This is a genomic window from Acinetobacter sp. Marseille-Q1618 (assembly GCF_902809855.1).
Classification (GTDB): Bacteria; Pseudomonadota; Gammaproteobacteria; order Pseudomonadales; family Moraxellaceae; genus Acinetobacter.
This window is the reverse complement of record NZ_CADDWJ010000001.1, coordinates 952277-971341: the sequence shown is the minus strand read 5'-3', so window position 1 is coordinate 971341 and position 19065 is coordinate 952277. Positions and strand designations below refer to the sequence as shown.

At 38.5% G+C, this 19065-nt stretch carries 15 protein-coding genes and 1 rRNA gene; 12 read left to right on the top strand and 4 right to left on the bottom strand.

The features are described from left to right. Window positions 1-81: 81 nt before the first annotated feature. Both HUS24_RS04545 and HUS24_RS04540 read right to left on the bottom strand, forming a co-directional pair. On the bottom strand, window positions 82-489 hold the full coding sequence (locus HUS24_RS04545; protein ID WP_173910866.1) for a hypothetical protein: 408 nt from the start codon (window positions 487-489) through the stop codon (window positions 82-84). A 161-nt stretch (window positions 490-650) separates the two neighbouring features. Beyond that, window positions 651-2180, bottom strand: coding sequence for an acetyl-CoA C-acetyltransferase (locus tag HUS24_RS04540; RefSeq protein ID WP_173910864.1), 1530 nt, complete (start codon window positions 2178-2180; stop codon window positions 651-653). A gap of 241 nt (window positions 2181-2421) precedes the next feature. Here HUS24_RS04540 and HUS24_RS04535 point away from each other — a divergent pair, with 241 nt between their 5' ends. The 7 genes from HUS24_RS04535 to dnaX all read left to right on the top strand — a co-directional run bounded on the left by HUS24_RS04535 (window position 2422) and on the right by dnaX (window position 11565). After that, a complete protein-coding gene (locus tag HUS24_RS04535) occupies window positions 2422-3813 on the top strand; it encodes a 3-oxoacyl-ACP reductase (RefSeq protein WP_173910862.1) in 1392 nt (463 codons plus the stop codon). A 129-nt stretch (window positions 3814-3942) separates the two neighbouring features. After that, window positions 3943-4797, top strand: coding sequence for a MaoC/PaaZ C-terminal domain-containing protein (locus tag HUS24_RS04530; RefSeq protein ID WP_173910860.1), 855 nt, complete (start codon window positions 3943-3945; stop codon window positions 4795-4797). A gap of 77 nt (window positions 4798-4874) precedes the next feature. Next, window positions 4875-6137, top strand: a complete 1263-nt coding sequence (locus HUS24_RS04525) for a serine hydrolase (RefSeq protein ID WP_173910858.1) — start codon at window positions 4875-4877, stop codon at window positions 6135-6137. A gap of 72 nt (window positions 6138-6209) precedes the next feature. Continuing rightward, on the top strand, window positions 6210-7994 hold the full coding sequence (cpaA, locus tag HUS24_RS04520) for a metalloendopeptidase CpaA (RefSeq protein ID WP_173910856.1): 1785 nt from the start codon (window positions 6210-6212) through the stop codon (window positions 7992-7994). A 5-nt stretch (window positions 7995-7999) separates the two neighbouring features. Further along, window positions 8000-8623 (top strand): metalloprotease secretion chaperone CpaB, encoded by a 624-nt coding sequence (gene cpaB, locus HUS24_RS04515; RefSeq protein ID WP_173910854.1) that lies wholly within the window; start codon window positions 8000-8002, stop codon window positions 8621-8623. 191 nt (window positions 8624-8814) lie between these two features. Further along, window positions 8815-9279 carry a copper resistance protein NlpE N-terminal domain-containing protein gene (locus HUS24_RS04510; RefSeq protein WP_173910852.1) on the top strand — a complete coding sequence of 155 codons (465 nt, stop codon included), beginning with the start codon at window positions 8815-8817 and terminating at the stop codon, window positions 9277-9279. Window positions 9280-9405: 126 nt separating this feature from the next. Beyond that, window positions 9406-11565 (top strand): DNA polymerase III subunit gamma/tau, encoded by a 2160-nt coding sequence (gene dnaX / locus HUS24_RS04505; RefSeq protein WP_173910850.1) that lies wholly within the window; start codon window positions 9406-9408, stop codon window positions 11563-11565. Between the two features lies 1 nt (window position 11566). On the opposite strand, the gene HUS24_RS04500 is transcribed toward dnaX, so the two are convergent. Together HUS24_RS04500 and HUS24_RS04495 are read right to left on the bottom strand one after the other, a co-directional pair. Beyond that, window positions 11567-12001, bottom strand: a complete 435-nt coding sequence (locus tag HUS24_RS04500) for a thioesterase family protein (RefSeq protein ID WP_173910848.1) — start codon at window positions 11999-12001, stop codon at window positions 11567-11569. 36 nt (window positions 12002-12037) lie between these two features. Then, window positions 12038-13195 (bottom strand): iron-containing alcohol dehydrogenase, encoded by a 1158-nt coding sequence (locus HUS24_RS04495; protein ID WP_173910846.1) that lies wholly within the window; start codon window positions 13193-13195, stop codon window positions 12038-12040. 121 nt (window positions 13196-13316) lie between these two features. Between HUS24_RS04495 and HUS24_RS04490 the strand changes: the two genes are divergently transcribed. The 5 genes from HUS24_RS04490 (at window position 13317) to HUS24_RS04470 (ending at window position 19038) form a co-directional block, all read left to right on the top strand. Next, entirely contained in the window at window positions 13317-13826 is a 510-nt protein-coding gene (locus HUS24_RS04490; protein WP_173910844.1) for a low molecular weight protein-tyrosine-phosphatase, read from the top strand. A gap of 12 nt (window positions 13827-13838) precedes the next feature. Beyond that, window positions 13839-14873, top strand: coding sequence for a UDP-N-acetylmuramate dehydrogenase (murB, locus tag HUS24_RS04485; RefSeq protein WP_173910842.1), 1035 nt, complete (start codon window positions 13839-13841; stop codon window positions 14871-14873). A 7-nt stretch (window positions 14874-14880) separates the two neighbouring features. Further along, a complete protein-coding gene (locus HUS24_RS04480; RefSeq protein WP_173910841.1) occupies window positions 14881-16029 on the top strand; it encodes a YdcF family protein in 1149 nt (382 codons plus the stop codon). Beyond that, window positions 16029-17057, top strand: coding sequence for an alpha/beta hydrolase (locus HUS24_RS04475; protein ID WP_173910839.1), 1029 nt, complete (start codon window positions 16029-16031; stop codon window positions 17055-17057). Before HUS24_RS04480 ends, HUS24_RS04475 begins: the two co-directional genes overlap by 1 nt. Before the next feature lie 442 nt (window positions 17058-17499). Next, window positions 17500-19038: ribosomal RNA gene (locus HUS24_RS04470) — 16S ribosomal RNA — on the top strand. Window positions 19039-19065: the final 27 nt, after the last annotated feature.

Genomic DNA, 19065 nt, shown 5'->3' with positions numbered 1-19065 from the left:
TCTCTTTTTTATTGGAATTGTTTTTTCTATTAAAATAATCATTCTTTAAGAATATTACTATATATCATATGAGTGAATACTTTAAGATAATTCTTGAATATGAACGGATAAGTTTGTCTCGTCATCATTAATAACAAAAATAATTTTTTTATTAAAAACAGTTAAATCATATCCTTGATTTAAAATTTTCCATGATTTTATGAAATCCCGCATATTTGAAAATTGAAATTCAACAAAAAATTCTCGTTCAAAAGGAATATAGTAGTAATCATATCTATCTAATAATTTCCCCATTTCTTCCTCTAACTCAATACAATTTAAGATCACTTTCCCTACTGAATTAATTTTATAATATGCTTTAATTTTCTCATAGATTTCAGGATAACCATCAAAATACTCTTTTATGGAAATGTTCTCCACGCCTTTAAGTTGGCTCATAAAATGTTTAATTTTGTTTTTTAATACTAATACTTTTAATCTTTCATTCATAAGTCAATCATTAAAAATATAAAATTATATTTTACTGAAGCATAATCGATCCTAAAACCTTTAAATTTATCCATCCATATCATCAGCAAACGGTTAAAGAACAAAAATCCCCATAAGCTCAAGTCCTATGGGGATTCTGATTTTACTTCAAAAATAGAAAATTATTTTTCTACAATCGCTGTCACACCTTGACCGCCCGCAGCACAGATCGAGATTAAAATTTTACCTGAACCTTTTTGGTTTAAGATTTTAGCAGCAGTTGCCAAAATACGACCACCTGTTGCAGCAAATGGGTGACCCGCAGCAAGTGAAGAACCATTGATATTGAGTTTAGACATATCAATAGAACCTAAAGGCGCATCTAAACCTAGACGTTCTTTACAGAATTTTGGATCTTCCCAAGCTTTTAAAGTCGATAAAACTTGCGATGCGAATGCTTCATGAATTTCATAATAATCAAAATCTTGAAGTTTCATGTTAGCACGCTCAAGCATACGAGGAACTGCATAAGCAGGTGCCATCAATAAGCCTTCTTTTTTGTTTACAAAATCAACCGCAGCCGTTTCTGAGAATGATAAATAAGCAAGCACTTCGTGACCATTGGCTTTTGCCCATTCTTCAGATGCTAAAAGCACCACAGAAGCACCGTCAGTCAGTGGAGTAGAGTTACCTGCAGTCATGGTTGCATTATCGCCTTTACCAAAAGCAGGCTTTAATTTTGCAAGTTTTTCTACAGAAGAATCTGCACGTAAGTTGTTGTCACGCTCAAGCCCCATAAATGGTGTGATTAAGTCGTCAAAGAAACCTTCTTCGTAGGCTTTTGCCATTTTTTGATGAGAAGATGCAGCAAGTTGGTCTTGTGCTTCACGAGAAATGCCCCATTCAAGCGCAGTGATTGCTTGATGGTCACCCATAGACAAACCTGTACGTGGTTCACCATTTTTAGGTGCATCGAGTAAATCTTTTACGTTAATTTTTGTTAATGCTTTAAGGCGATCTTTACCAGTTTTTGCGATATTGAGCTCAAGTAAAGCTTTACGTAAACCATCACCAAAAGCAATTGGTGCATCAGAAGTTGTGTCTACACCGCCCGCAATACCGACTTCGATTTGACCCAGTGCGATTTTATTGGCAACAGCAAAAGCTGCTTGTAGACCAGTACCACATGCTTGTTGAAGATCGTAAGCAGGTGTTTCAGGTGCAAGTTGAGTGTTTAAAACACATTCACGTGTCATGTTAAAATCACGGCTATGTTTTAATACTGCGCCTGCAACCACTTCACCTAAACGTTGGTCTTGTAGTTTATAGCGTTCAATTAAACCATTGAGTGCCGCAGTCAGCATATCAATGTTGGTTGCTTTAAAATATGCACCGTTTGAACGAGCAAATGGAATACGGTTACCACCAATAATTGCAACACGGCGAATGGTATTTTGACTCATGGTTTTTCCCTGTGAAACAGAAGTTTGAGAAGTCGATGGAGTTTTAACTGGATCAGCTTTTTGTGATGTAGAAGCAGTCGTTTTACGTGCAGTTGATGCGCTGGTACGACGTGGTTTACTCGTGCTATTGGTAGCACGTGTGGTTGTCGTGGTACTTTTGCTGGCGCGTGTACGTGGCTTTGATGTATTTGACACTTCTTCCGTCGTAGAATTTTTGACTGTTGGATTTTCTTGAGTTGTTTTGCTCATAAGGCTTTTCCAAGCATGTGGCTAATCTTCTTGGGTGTAACACTATCATAATTGTGCTGTAGTCGAATTGACTATAATGACATTTGCCATTGCATTCAGGTCAAGACATGTGGCGTACAACTCAAGTATTATTTAGCTGAAACATAATAAGCCTATTAAATTATAAGTATCTGAGATTACACTGAAGTTAAAGGGTACCTACTGGCTTATTTAAAAATTTATTTACTGAGAGATTATCACCATGACTGATCAATACCAAGCATTCGCAAAATCCCCAATTGGTAAATTTGTCATCAAAAATTTAGGTTTACCTTCACCACTTGAGTTAGATCGTTTTGAATCAGCAAGCCCTGTTGTAAAAGGTGCGGTTTTATTGGGTGCTGCACCTAAAGGATTGTTTTCAAGTGAAATTGCTCAAGTATTAAGTAATATCCATGCCAATAGTTATGTAGGCAACAATGTTGAATTGCAACAAGAAGCTGCAAAGGTAGGCTTAACTGTTGGCGCATTTAACGAAGGCGATAAAGAATCGAAGTTTAAAGCTGTCGTATTTGATGCTTCAGGCATTCAAAACTCAGAAGACTTAATTGAACTTCATAAATTCTTTAACCCAATTGCACGCCAAATTCAAAACTCTGGTCGTGTGATTGTGATTGGTTTAACACCTGAAACAGCACCGACTGTAAAACAAGCAATTGCACAACGTGCTTTAGAAGGTTTTGTAAAGTCTGTTGCTAAAGAATTTAAAAAAGGTATTGCTGCTGACTTAATCCTTGTCGATGCAGATGCTGCGAAAAACTTAGAATCTTCTTTACGTTTCTTAATTTCACCACGTTCAGCGTATGTTTCTGGTCAAGTTATTCATGTTTCAAAAGCAAATGTGGTTGATGTGGACTGGGCAAAACCTTTAGCAGGTAAAACTGCTTTGGTGACGGGTGCAAGTCGTGGGATCGGTGAAGCGATTGCACATGTGCTTTCACGTGATGGCGCACATGTGATTTGTTTAGATGTTCCACAACAACAAGCTGATTTGGATCGTGTTGCAAGTGAAATTGGTGGTTCAACACTGGCAATTGACATTACGGCTGCTGATGCTGGTGAGAAGATCAAAGCTGCTGCGGCTGCACAAGGTGGTTTAGATGTTATCGTACACAATGCAGGTGTGACACGAGATAAAACTTTGGCAAATATGAAGCCTGAAATGTGGGATCTTGTGATCAACATTAACTTGTCTGCGGCTGAACGTATTAACGATTATTTATTGGCAAATAAAGGTTTAAATGCCAATGGTCGTATCGTATGTGTATCTTCTATTTCAGGTATTGCAGGAAACTTGGGTCAAACCAACTATGCAGCGTCTAAAGCAGGTGTAATTGGTTTGGTGAAATTTACTGCACCAATTTTAAAAGATGGAATTACCATTAATGCGGTTGCACCTGGTTTCATCGAAACACAAATGACGGCTGCGATTCCATTTGCAATCCGTGAAGCAGGTCGTCGTATGAACTCGATGAGCCAAGGCGGTCAACCTGTTGATGTTGCAGAAACGATTGCATTATTTGCAGCAACTGCATCGACTGGTTTAAATGGTAATGTGGTACGTGTTTGTGGTCAAAGCTTGCTAGGAGCTTAATAACATCGCTTTATTCCCTCTCCTTTAAGGAGAGGGTGACTAGCACCCTCAACCTCTTGCGGAGCATACTCCGCATCCCCGAGGGAGAAGGGGCTTTAAATATCGAAATAAAACATGTAAAGGTCTAGTATGAATACTCGCCATTTTAGTCAACTTCCAAAACCTTATGTGGCTTATGCAAAAGTCGTACAAGGTTTGATCATTAAAAAACCGAAAGGTGAAAAAGTGCTACCACAAGTTGAATATGTGGTGGATTCTTTTCAGGTCGATCAATCCCATTTAAAAGCTTATAATGAAGTTTGTGGCTTTAAAAATAATGGGTATATTCCTGCGATTTACTTAGCGGTATTGTCGCAAAGTTTGCAAATGCATATGATGACAACTGAAGCATTTCCATTTGCAATTTTAGGTTTGGTACATATTCGTAATCAAATCAAACAAACACGTAAAATCGGGGTAAATGAAAAACTGACCTTATCATGTGCATTTGGTGAAGTGAAACCACATGACAAAGGCTTACAATTTGACTTTATTACCACTGCAAAAGTCGGCAATGAAGTCATCATGGAAGGTTTAACGACCTATCTATCCCGTCAAAAAACCGATGCGACAACAACCGAAAAAGCCAAAGAAAACCCAGCACCTGATTATCAAGTGCAAGCTGTTTGGAATGTCGCTGAAAATACAGGTCGTCGCTATGCGAAAGTATCAGGCGATTTTAACTTGATTCACGTACACGCTTTAACGGCTAAAGCATTTGGTTTTAAACAGGCGATTGCACACGGTATGTGGAGTAAAGCACGCGCATTGGCGAGTTTAACTTTGCCAGATGCGTATGAGGCTGATGTTTATTTTAAATTGCCAATGTTCTTGCCTTCAACCGTTGAGTTTTTGACAGCACAACAAACGCAAACAACAGATTTTCTGATTCGCAATGAAAAATCACACAAACCGCATGTTGCAGGTATAGTCAAAACACAATAAGATCAAATAAGATAGAGAGCCTAAGTCGAGATGATTTAGGTTTTTTTTTGAGATGAAATAACAATAAGGGTGAAGCCATGAGTGCGATCAAGGAAATTTTGTTTGCGGATAAGAAAAACTTTCAAGGTTATGTAGATGAACGTTTTGTAGATTTAGCAGAACAGTTTAGCCGTTTACAAGATGGTCGTACCCAATTTGGTGGCGCAGCGTTGACAGTTTATTTTCAAGGTGAAAAAGTCGTTGATATTTTTACAGGGAAAAAGTCAGAAACTGAAAATTGGACATCCGACACATTATCTGTATGTTATTCCACAGGAAAAGGAATTTTAGCAACACTTGCTCATATTTTAGTGAGTGAAGGCTTTATTGATTATGATACGCCAGTGGTTAAATATTGGCCTGAGTTTGGGCAAAATGGCAAAGAAAAAATCACCTTACGGCATATTTTGAGCCATCAAAGCGGTATGTTTGATATTCGAAATATGATTGCCCATGCAAAAGAAATGGCAGATTGGCAGCATATGCTCAAAGTGATTGAGCAAGCAAAACCTCGTTTTCAAGTCGGTCAAGATATTGCCTATCAAGCTTTAACCTTTGGTTGGTTGGTGGGTGGTGTATTAGAAAAAGCCACTGGACAGCCGTTAAAATGGTTAATGCAAAAATATTTGGTTGATCCTTTGGCTCTTGATGGTGCTTATTTTGGTGTACCAAGTGCTGAATTGGTCAATGTCGCAAGGCTGATTCCGAAAGCACAAAAGCAAATCGCTGAACAGGTGGCACAACCTAAAAAAGCCAAGAAAAAATCTAAAATTTCATTTTCAGATAAATTAATCGAACTCAGTGGGCAAAACCCACAAGACTTTTTAGATGCCATGGTTCCTAAGAGTATGAAAGAATTTAGTTTCTTTAGTGATGAAGGATTACAGGCCGTCATTCCTGCGGCAAACGGGGTATTTACAGCCAAAAGTTTAGCAAAAATTTATGCCATGCTTGCCAATAAAGGCGTGTGGGAAGGACAAGTGCTGATTAAACCTGAAATATTTGCGGAACTAAGTAAAATTCAGAACATAAAACGTGACAGAGTTATGCCTATTCCAATGAAATGGCGATTAGGTTATCATCGCGTTATCACGATGGGCAAGCGTGCGAAAAAAGGCTTTGGGCATATTGGTTACAATGGTTCAGGTGCTTGGTGCGATCCGCAACGTGGACTTAGTTTTGCATATACCCATAATTTTGCGATTGGTTCGATTACTGGAGATTATCGCCTGTGGGGCTTGTCGCAAGAAGCGTTGCGCTGTGCAGATGCTGAGCTGAAAGGGAGTAAAGGTTGGTTTTAGTATTGTTAAGATAAGTTTTAAAATACGCAATAATGGAACTGTGTATCAATATTTTAATGGAATAAAAGTCGCGTGAAAAACAAAAAACTCGTTATTGCTTTAAGTTTGTGTTTGGTGGGAACTGCTTTTGCAAGTACGATTTTATCGCCAAATACAAACAACCAAAGTGGTCAAATTCCAAGTGGTTATACTGAGCTGGAGTTTAATCTTGCAAATGGGAATTGGATCAAAAATTTATATTTGCCTAAAACAGCGAAAAATAATGATCGCATTACCATTAATTCTACAGCAGGCTATTCAGCCTATCTGGATACTTCAAATACGGATATTCCGTTAGAATCTTTAGAAATAAAAAATAATACTTCTTATCAATTTGTTTTTAATGGAGCTCAACAAAAATGGCTTCTTTCGGGAAATATCGTCTATCCAACCCATAATGTTGCAAATTACAATGTTAGTATTACATCGGCTATCCCTAAAATTACATTGAAAACTGACCAATGGGCGCAACAAATCAGTTTGCCTGATGCTGCGACAGATGGGCAACTTGTCCAAATTAGTTCTGATGCAGACAAAGAATCAAGTGTAAATCGAAGCAATTTATTATTTACTAGTAGCTATATTTTGAAAAAAGGCGATTCATTTTGGTTTAAATATAATAAAGCCTTGAACCGTTGGATTCCTGAACAAATTAAACCTTATCAAGTCAATGTTTCAAGTCTAGGAACAACGCTTACTCAGGTCAAAGCACCAATCACAGAAGTGGTATTTTCTAATGGCAATTGGGTGAATGGATTTACATTGCCTCAAAAAGCCAGTGATCGTGATCGAATTATTGTGCGCTCCAGTGCAGATTGGGCAGCCAATATTCAAAACACCAATACCAATACACAGGCGACTTTAAAACTTAAAAAAGACAGTCGCTATGAGTTTATGTATGTGGCGGATCGTGGACAATGGATTTTAATGTCTGCCCCTGTGCTACGACTTCAAGCAAAAGATTTAACCAATCAGCAAATTCCAAATATGGAGCAACCCACTACACGGGTGCAGATCGCAAACTCAAATTGGCAAAGTAGTCTGAATTTACCATTGACTGCTAAGATTGGCGATAAAGTTATTTTAAATTCATTAGCAGCTTGGAACACCAAAATCACTGCAAAAAATGGCTTAAATACAGTCATTAAAAAGGATGAAACGCAACGCTATATCTATACTGCTACGGGATGGGTTGCTGATAGTGCAACGATTGATATTTTATTGGTCAATAGTCCTGAAGTATCACAAAAGCTAGGAGCAAGCGCAGCCAAACTTCGTTTATTGGAAGATTCGGATTTAACCAATAACGCTGCTGAAAATTCAAATGCACAGTTTTATATTAGAAATGTTGGATATTTAGAATATAAAATTCCATCACAAACACGTTTACTGGATGTCATAAGCACTGGTCGTACAGATACCACAGTGCAAAATGAACGTAATCGTGTTTTTGCTGATGCTGTTTATTATCAAGGTGCAGAGAGTGATCCTGCTGCATGTGGGTGGGGCTGGGTAAATATTACACCTTCTGAATTTAATATGATTAGTGCTGGGAATTTGAGTTGTAATGTGGGGGTGATGCGCCATGAGTTTGGACATAATTTAGGATTGAATCATAATAACTCAAACACCATTGGACAAGGCTTTGAACATCCACTCGGTAGTACAGTGATGGGCGGAAACAGTTTACCTTATTATTCTAGTCCAAGTTTATATCATCCAAAATATGGCTACCGTTTGGGTGTGGATAATGAAATTGATGCTGTGAGTTTGATCAATAAGAATGCACCGATCGTTGCACAATTTAAGCAATCATAACCTTGATGAATAAGTTAATTTTGATGTTCTCCATCGCAATTGTACTGATTGCGATGCTATTTTTTTATTTTAAACCAAGTGTAATGACTTCTCCTGAAGTGGTTGCTAAACAACAATCGCATGAAAAAAATGGACAGAATAACCCAACAGATCATGATGCAAAAACCCTTAAAAATCGAACAGCGCATGAAAATACACAAATCATGCAACCGCTAGAAATGAATAGGCAATTATTGGTTAGCCATTCACCTGAAACTCAACAAGATGATCAACATTATCATTTTTCTTTTGATCATCAGAGCTTAGCTGCTAAACAGTTAGGTGATCATGTTCAAATTCAAATGTTGCAATTTGGCTTAAATCGAGATGGTGTTTTAGTCAGTAAAGATATTTTAGATGAAGGAATCGTACGTTGGCGGGGGCGTTTTGAAGGTTTGCCTGAGGATATAAATTATTTTACCATTACCCAAGCAGATAAAGATGCTTATGCGGTGATGAAAATATTTACCGATAAAGGTGCTTTTGTGGCTGAAATAAAAAATGGCGTGGGTTCTGCTGTACCATTAGGTGAAGGAATTGGCCATGATGAGCATGACGGTGAACATTATCATGATACGCATGATCATTAATCAAAGCATGCAAATATGAGATTGATTCTACTGTTAATAAATATTAGCGCTTAATTGTAAAAATGTTTTAAGCGCTTTTATATTTAGATGTCAGCATTACAAAAGTAAAATTTTTGGTAATGTTATATTGTTTCAAATAATATCTCATTCATGTTATTTTATTTTCTCTTTTTATGTGAAAAATAGTTGTTATGGACAAATGGGTATTATTTCCTTTTATTTCAACCACTGTTTTATTCGCTTGTTCCGACTCGTCTAATACCGAAGCATTTGCACAACAAGATCAAGAAGTAAAAACGCTTGAGCAAAAGCAAAGTAATATTGCATGGGTTGGACATTATCAAGGCGTTACACCTTGTGAAAACTGTCTAACACGTTGTGAAGGTTGCGAGGGAACAGCCGTTGATTTGACTTTAAAACCTGATCAAAGTTTTGAGTTGCGGCTAGAAAGCTTGTCAGAAGCAAACACCGCTCAAGTACTGACAGGGAAAATGTACTTTAAAGATACTGCACAAAGTCAGCTCGAATTAAGCAATATCAAAAAAAGACATGCTTTGATTTATGATCATGACAATGATCAATTTGAGATTTTAAATGATCTGACCGCTCAACCTTATGAATCAGGGCATGAGTTTATTTTAGAAAAAGTTGTTTAAGTCTATTTTTAACCCAATTCTCTGTGTTTCGGTGATTTCTATGAAAGAGATTGCATGAGATTTAGAATAGTTCATTCACTCTGAGGCAAAAAAACAGTATCCTTAACGCTGTAATGAGGAGTTTTCATGTATCAGGTACTTGCACGTAAATATCGCCCACGAAATTTTAATGAATTGGTTGGACAAAATCATGTTTCACGTGCCTTGACCAGTGCTTTAGATCGAGGACGTTTACATCATGCTTATCTTTTTACTGGAACACGTGGGGTGGGTAAAACGACCATTGCACGTATTTTAGCTAAATGCTTAAACTGTGAAACGGGAATTACCTCTACGCCATGTGAAGTTTGTGCAACCTGTAAAGCAGTCAATGAAGGGCGCTTTATTGACCTGATTGAAATCGATGCTGCATCAAGAACCAAAGTTGAAGACACACGTGAGTTGTTAGATAACGTGCCTTATGCGCCAACACAAGGTCGCTTCAAGGTTTATTTGATTGATGAAGTGCATATGTTGTCTACGCATTCTTTTAATGCTTTGCTAAAAACTTTGGAAGAGCCGCCAGCACACGTCAAATTCCTATTTGCAACCACTGATCCACAAAAGTTACCGATTACCGTAATTTCTCGTTGTTTGCAGTTTACTTTACGCCCCTTGGCAGTAGACGAAATTACTGATCATCTCAGTGATATTTTAAATAAAGAAAGTATTCAGTCGGAACAAGATGCGATTTGGCAAATTGCAGAGTCTGCACAAGGCTCATTGCGTGATGCACTGTCTTTAACAGATCAAGCAATTGCATATGGTCAAGGTGCGATTCATCATCAAGATGTCAAAGAAATGCTCGGTTTAATTGACCGAACTATTATTTATGATTTGATTTTGGCAATTCATCAAAACCAACGGGAGCGTGTTAGTCAGTTATTATTACAATTTAGACAACAGGCTTTGGATGTGTCTTTGGTTTTGGATCAGTTTATTTCAACCTTGCATGAGTTGGCAATGTTGCAATACTTACCAGATTTAAGCCTTAAATATAGCGCTGAAATTAATAAAAAAATCATGACATTATCGCAGTTGGTTTCTGCGCAAGATTTACAATTGTATTATCAAATTGCATGTAAAGGACGGGCTGATTTGCAACTTGCCGTAACGCAAGAACAAGGTTTTGAAATGACTGTGTTGCGTTTGCTAGCATTTAGACCTTTGCAAACCAATGAAATTACTATTTCACCAACTGTGGAAACGCAACAAGTTGCATCCAAAATCTCAGAACAACAAGCTGTATCTACTGAACAAGATATTTTTGAAAGAAATGAAACTCAGACACAGATAACAGCACAAGAGATTGAAAATACAACTAAAGATTCTATTTCTGACCTAGTACCTGAGCCTGAACTTACCCAGCAAGCAATTTCTGAACAAATTGAAACTGCAACGCAAAATCATGTTGAGCAACAAATCGTTTCTCATTCTGAACAAATTGCAGATCCAAGCACTACCTTAAATCCTCAAACAATGATTGAGGATACAAGTACTGTAGTTGCAAATTCACAGCATCAAGATAATTTAGTTGTCGAACAATTAAATGAAAATCAAATACACAATAAGGAGGTGCAAGATTCAGATGATTTGAGTTTAACTTCATTTGGCACAGATTTTTCTGAAAATATGCAACCTATACAAAATCTTGCAGCCACAGAAGATATATTTTTTCTAGCACCTGCAGCCGATGTATCAACGCCGTCTGAACAGCCGATCTCAAAAAATATCCCTGAGCAGCTAGTGAGTGAAAATGTTGAATCACATATTTCTACACAAAATCTAAGCGCTATTGTTCAAGAGCAATCATCCGATTCGCAACAAAGCCCACAAGAGATTTTAAAACTTGCTCCACAACAGCTCGAAGGTGAATGGAATGTGGATAAATGGGAATTTTGGTTTAGAAATAGTAATTTATCACCCGCTGTTCAAGAGTTAGCACAACATGGTGTCATGATCGGACAAATTGATGGTCATTCGACCTTTCAGATCTCTAAACAATATGAAAATTTATTACATCAAACCCAACATGCGTTGGAAGCATCTTTAAAACAGCAATGGTCAAACACTGTGTTTAATGTGCAGTATGGTGAAGTGGAGAGTATTACTCCATTTCACATGCAAAATGAGCGTAAAGTTCGTGCATTTAATCGTGCAACAGAGATGCTACATGCTGAGCCTGTGATCAAAAATCTATTGGATGCTTTTGATGGTGAGTTACAAAATATTCAGTTGAAAATTTAATTTATTCAACTAAATAAGCCTGTAAAGCATCGCGCATTTCTTGTGGAATCGAGGTGCTTTTTTTCGTTTCACGCTCAACAAAAACATGCACAAAACTGCCTTGTGCAGATGCTTGATTTTGCCCTTGTTTAAAAATAGCCAAGTCATAAGTGAGGGAAGAATTGCCGATTTTCGCAATTGCCACACCGACTTCAATAATTTCAGGATACGTCAGTTCTTGTAAGAAATTACAAGATGAGTTAACCACTAAGCCTATAATTGGCGAATGATGAATATTAAAGCCTGTTTTTTCAATTAACAGCGCATTTGCTGCAGTATCAAAATAACTATAATAAGTCACATTATTGACATGCCCATAAATGTCGTTGTCTGCCCATCGAGTTTGGATGGGAAATAAAAACGAATAGGCTGAACGTGTTTTTATTTCGGGTTTCATATTTTTCATCTAATTAAAATCAATAAACATAAGGGATTAATAAATCGCTTGGTAAATCTCTAAAGCATGTTGTTTGCTCATTTCTCTTGGATTATTTTGCAATAAACGCGTTTGTAACATTGCGTCTTCTGCCAAGCGCTCGAGCATATTTTCAGGTACATTCAGTTGACTGAGTTTAAGGGTTAAACCACTTTCATCTAAATGGCGTTGCATGTGGTCAATAAACAAATCACATAAACCTTCGGTGCTGCCTTTGCTATAAGGGTCAAGCCATTGCATCAGTTCGGCATAAAGTTGTTTGGCATGTGGCGCGTTAAATTTTAAAACCTCGACCAATACTAATGCATTGGTATGTCCATGCGATAAATGAAAATGTCCACCGAGCGGATAAGCCAATGCATGTACAGCGCCCACAGGTGCATTCGCAAATGCCTGTCCTGCGAGCATTGAACCCAATAACATATTTTGTCGTGCTTCTAGGTTTGAACCATCTTGCAAAACCAGCGCTAAATTTTTATTTAAAAGCTTAAGGGCTTGTTTGGCGAGCATATCTGCATAGAAATTTTTCTTAATCTTAGAGGTGTAGGCTTCTATGGCATGTACCATCGCATCAATACCTGTCGCAGCGGTAATATGTGCAGGCAAGCCGACTGTAAAATTGGCATCTAAAATCGCAACATCTGCATATAAAATTGGTGCAACGATGCCTGTTTTGGTAGTTTCATCAGTTGTGACAATTGAGATAGGGGTAACTTCTGAACCTGTACCTGCGGTGGTCGGAATCAGTACCAAAGGCAAACGTGGAGCTTTGGCATTATTTACCCCATACAAATCTTGGATGGTTTGTTGTTGCTGTGGTTCAGCTAAAATGGCAATGACTTTAGCAACGTCCATTGAGCTGCCACCACCGAAACTAATCACACTGTCAACATTTTGATTTTTTGCAAAATCTACCGCATCTAAAATTATACGCTCAGCAGGGTCGGCTTGTACTTCAGCGTAAATGACATAATCTAGATTTAATTGTTCAATGATATTTAAAATAGGACGATGCAAATTGTGTTGAATCATGCCCGCATCAGTGACTAGAAGTATTTTCTGGCAGTTTTGAGCAGTTAAAATATTACTTAATTCTTGAATCGAGCCTAAACCTGAGATGATATTGGCAACAGTTTGAAATTGAAAATGGCTCATGTGTATTATCCTTAATCTATTCGTCATAAATTAAACATTATTGTTTTGTCTTACGCTGGGATTCGTCTGTCAAATAACTTAACATAAGCTTTGAAAAAAGAAATGATTAATTGAGGTTGTTATGTCATCCAAAACGCCATACAAGGTGTTATGTGTGTGTTTAGGAAATATTTGCCGTTCTCCTACTGCCGAAGTTGTGTTGCGTCAATATTGCGACAAGCATCAACTCAATATTCAAGTCGATTCCGCTGGAACAAGTAATTACCATCCCAATAAAGCGCCTGATGAGCGTAGTCAATTTCATGCCAAAGCACGTGGTTATGATTTATCCGCATTGCGCGCACGTCAATTAAAAATGGTTGATTTTTTTGAGTTTGATTTGATTTTGGCGATGGACTTAGAAAATTTACAAGATATTCAAGATTTAAAAAATAAAACTGAACGTGAATATCTTGGACGTTATATTCGCGCAGAAATTGCTTTAATGAGTGAGTATGATCCTAAGTATTTAAAGCAAGCCTTACCTGATCCTTATTATGGCGGTGCAGAAGGTTTTGAACGTGTGCTTGATCAATGCGAATCGAGCAGTCAGGCATGGATTGAATATTTTAAAAAACAAGCACACTATTAATTAAGGCTTTGCATGAACATTCAAAAAAACGTTTCTCTTAAAGCGTTTAATACGCTGAATTTAGATGTATTGGTGTCTGATTATGTCAAAATCAATTCTAAACAAGATGTTATTGATGCATTGGCTTATGCTCAGTCGGAACAGTTAAATGTTTTGATTTTGTCTGGTGGGAGTAATATGTTATTACCGAAGAATATTCATGCTTTGGTGATGCATATGGATATTCAAGGCATTGAGTTTTTATCTGAAAATGAAAGCAGTCAAACTTTAAAAGTTGGAGCAGGACAAGTTTGGCATGATTTTGTGTTGTGGACGACCAACCAGAAGCTGTATGGTTTACAAAACTTAGCACTAATTCCTGGACGAGTGGGTGCAGCACCTGTACAAAATATTGGTGCATATGGGGTTGAAGCGGGTGAGTTTATTGAGTCAGTTGAAGTCTATGATCGTCAGCAGCAACAATTTAAGTGTATTACTGCCCAAGAGTGTCATTTTTCATATCGACATAGTATTTTTAAAGATGATCCAAATCGCTATGTGATCGTGGCTGTTATTTTTAAACTTTTAAAACAACCTGATCTAAAAATAAACTATGGCGACTTAAAAGCAGCCATGCAAGATGATCTTTCTGCAGAAAATTTACAAAAACAAGTGATTTGTATTCGCCAAGGCAAGTTGCCAGATCCTAAAGTATTTCCTAATGTTGGCAGTTTTTTTAAGAATCCGATTATTTCTCAGTCAGATTTATCACAATTATGTCTGGAATTTTCGAATATTCCGCATTATCCTCAAGCAAATGAACGAGTTAAAATTGCAGCAGGTTGGTTAATTGATCAAACAGGTTGGAAAGGTAAACGCTTAAATCAGGTGGGAATGTTTGAAAAACAAGCTTTGGTTTTGGTGAATTATACGGATGCAACTTTAGATGATGTGCAAGCGACTTATCGTGCGGTACAACAAGACGTTTACAATAAATTTAATGTTTTACTAGAGCCAGAACCTGTATTGTTTAATGAACTAGGTTTGATTGAGCCACATCTAAGGTAAATAAAACATGAAAAAACAGCATTGGATGGTCAAAGTTGTACGAAGAATCTCGATTCTGTTCGTACTTTTGGCGGGTCTAATGGTTTTTTGGTATACGCCATTTTATTCAAATTTAATGGTCAAGTTGCTTAATACATTTGTACCTGTTGAAGTGAATCAACTGGCTGCGCAAAGTCAGCAAAATGCTGCTCTTTCGGAAAGTGAAAATCTAGAACCGGGATCAAATCTGTGGATTGCAAGACAAGCTTATTTGAAGTTGATGGAGCAGGAGATCAACACGCAAAATGCTCAAGATTTAACGACACTACAATTAAGATATAAAGCATTACAAGAGCAAATTGTAGAAAAGCAAAAAGAAAAACAAGATGAAGAGGATAAACCAGTGATTCCATTGGTTATGGAGCCTGCGAGTTCTGAAGTGCAAGCAGATGAATCTGGTGCAACAGTAAAAGCATTGTTGGATTTAAATAATGAAAGTAATAAAGCCTTAATGGATCAATATGTTAAATTTTTAAAGACACATCCAATTGAGGAGCCAAATACAGAGACACAGCAACGAGCTCAGCACGATCAATTGGCAAGTTCACAAGTGCAAGAAGATATTGCCAGCTTACAGAACCAAGCGAATATAAAAAACAAAGCTGCAAATCAACCTTATGCAATTGTAGTGTTGGGTGGTGGACTCACCTTGGATAAAAATCAAAAAGATATTATTGTAAACGATTACACCCGTTTAAGATTAGAAACTACAGTGGCGTTAGAGAAAAAAGTAAAATTGCCAATTGTTTTAAGTGGTGTTGAAGCACCTTATATGCAAGCATGGTTAAAAGCACGTGGTGTAGATGCTAATCTGCTTGAAAATAGAAGTATGAATACCTGTGAAAATACACGTTTTAGTTCATTACTATTACAAAAGAAAGGTGGAGCGCCTACAGTATTGTTGATTACTGATCGTTACCATATGCCTAGAACTCGTCGCTTATTTGCTTTAAATGGCATAGAAACCATTCCAATTGAAGCACCTATGCCAACCCCACTTACAGAATGGCAACCTAGCCAACAAAATTACAATCACAGCCGTCGTGCAAACTATGAAACATTAGCTACTATTCGAGATGTTTTATTTGGTTCTAGCGGTTGTCGTGAGGTGCCATAATGTCAAATATTCCATTTTTAAATCCAACGATTTTAAAACAGCTTGATTTACCTGTTCCAAATCGAGAAGAAACGCCACAACTCTTAGAAGTGTTAAATCTAAATAAACCCTATCACGCTTCTCGAGAGATTGATGCATATCGCCGTTTATATGGCTTAAATCAATTACAAGGGCAGCATTGGCAGGGCTTTGTGGAAATGCCCTTATTTAAATTACATGTGCAAGTCTTTCAGCCTGATGTAGAAAAAATTAAAGGAACAGTCTTTTTACTGCATGGTTATCTTGAGCATAGTGGTATTTATCAACCCATTATCCAAGAAATCCTTGAGCAGGGTTTTAGTGTCTTAACTTATGATTTACCCGGACATGGTTTAAGCAATGGATCACCTGCCAATATTCAAAACTTTGATCATTATCAACAAGTCTTACATGCAGTTTATCAATATGTAAAAAACGCCAATCAACTGCCTAAACCGTGGTTGGGGATTGGACAAAGTACGGGTGCTGCGATTTTAATGCATCATTTATTAGAATACGCACAGCGCCGAGAAAATCCAATTATTGAACGAGTATTGTTACTGTCACCTTTAATACGACCAGCAAAATCAGCATGGTGGCATAATCCTGTTGGTTTAGGCATTATCCGTAGAATAAAAAGGGAAGTGCCACGTCACTTTAAACGCAATAATCACAATCCTGAATTTTTGCGTTTTGTGCGACTTAAAGACCCATTACAACCCCGTATGATGGGGATGGATTGGATTTTAGCGATGTCAAAATGGATGCAAGAAATGGAAAATCGTCCAGCTTGTCGTATTCCTGTTTGGCTTGCACAAGGCGCACAAGACCAAACGGTTGATTGGCGATACAACATCGAATTTATAAGACATAAATTTCGTTTGCAGACATTGTTAATGTTAGAAGAAGGCTCACATCAACTCATTAATGAACGGGCAGACATTCGTGCAGCATTAACGGGTTTAATTCCAGCATTTTTACATGCCAATTCAGTTGGCTCATATTACTAGGTAATATGGGGCTAAAATAACTCTAATTTTAAGCATTATTAGATTATTGCTGGGAAAATGGTCATGAAATATACAAAAAAGAAGTTTTTAGCTAAAAGTGATTAAAAAGAGCACAGATGATGAAAATAAATAAAAATAGGGCTTGCGTTCATTTAAAAACTCTATAGAATACGCTGCATCTCAACGCGATACAGCAAACAAACTTAGCTTAACGGGTTAAGTTGTTAAATGTTTATTGCGTTTTATTTATCACTGACGAGGTGATAAATAATTCATTAAGAGAATATGAAGAACAACTTGTGTGGATTTTTACTGATTGATTAATCGAAATATTATCATTGATTGATTGGTTTAAATTACTCGAAGTTTATTTGAGAGAATTTGTCAGTAATTGATGAGCCAGAATTGGTGTCTTATTCTATAATAAAGGCACAAATGATTTTAACTGAAGAGTTTGATCATGGCTCAGATTGAACGCTGGCGGCAGGCTTAACACATGCAAGTCGAGCGGGGGAGGTTGCTTCGGTAACTGACCTAGCGGCGGACGGGTGAGTAATACTTAGGAATCTGCCTATTAGTGGGGGACAACATTCCGAAAGGGATGCTAATACCGCATACGCCCTACGGGGGAAAGCAGGGGATCACTTGTGACCTTGCGCTAATAGATGAGCCTAAGTCGGATTAGCTAGTTGGTGGGGTAAAGGCCTACCAAGGCGACGATCTGTAGCGGGTCTGAGAGGATGATCCGCCACACTGGGACTGAGACACGGCCCAGACTCCTACGGGAGGCAGCAGTGGGGAATATTGGACAATGGGGGGAACCCTGATCCAGCCATGCCGCGTGTGTGAAGAAGGCCTTATGGTTGTAAAGCACTTTAAGCGAGGAGGAGGCTCTTTTGGTTAATACCCAAGATGAGTGGACGTTACTCGCAGAATAAGCACCGGCTAACTCTGTGCCAGCAGCCGCGGTAATACAGAGGGTGCGAGCGTTAATCGGATTTACTGGGCGTAAAGCGTACGTAGGCGGCTTTTTAAGTCGGATGTGAAATCCCCGAGCTTAACTTGGGAATTGCATTCGATACTGGGAAGCTAGAGTATGGGAGAGGATGGTAGAATTCCAGGTGTAGCGGTGAAATGCGTAGAGATCTGGAGGAATACCGATGGCGAAGGCAGCCATCTGGCCTAATACTGACGCTGAGGTACGAAAGCATGGGGAGCAAACAGGATTAGATACCCTGGTAGTCCATGCCGTAAACGATGTCTACTAGCCGTTGGGGCCTTTGAGGCTTTAGTGGCGCAGCTAACGCGATAAGTAGACCGCCTGGGGAGTACGGTCGCAAGACTAAAACTCAAATGAATTGACGGGGGCCCGCACAAGCGGTGGAGCATGTGGTTTAATTCGATGCAACGCGAAGAACCTTACCTGGTCTTGACATAGTAGAAACTTTCCAGAGATGGATTGGTGCCTTCGGGAATCTACATACAGGTGCTGCATGGCTGTCGTCAGCTCGTGTCGTGAGATGTTGGGTTAAGTCCCGCAACGAGCGCAACCCTTTTCCTTACTTGCCAGCATTTCGGATGGGAACTTTAAGGATACTGCCAGTGACAAACTGGAGGAAGGCGGGGACGACGTCAAGTCATCATGGCCCTTACGACCAGGGCTACACACGTGCTACAATGGTCGGTACAAAGGGTTGCTACCTAGCGATAGGATGCTAATCTCAAAAAGCCGATCGTAGTCCGGATTGGAGTCTGCAACTCGACTCCATGAAGTCGGAATCGCTAGTAATCGCGGATCAGAATGCCGCGGTGAATACGTTCCCGGGCCTTGTACACACCGCCCGTCACACCATGGGAGTTTATTGCACCAGAAGTAGGTAGTCTAACCGCAAGGAGGACGCTTACCACGGTGTGGTCGACGACTGGGGTGAAGTCGTAACAAGGTAGCCGTAGGGGAACCTGCGGCTGGATCACCTCCTTAACGAAAGATTGACGATTGGTAAGAATC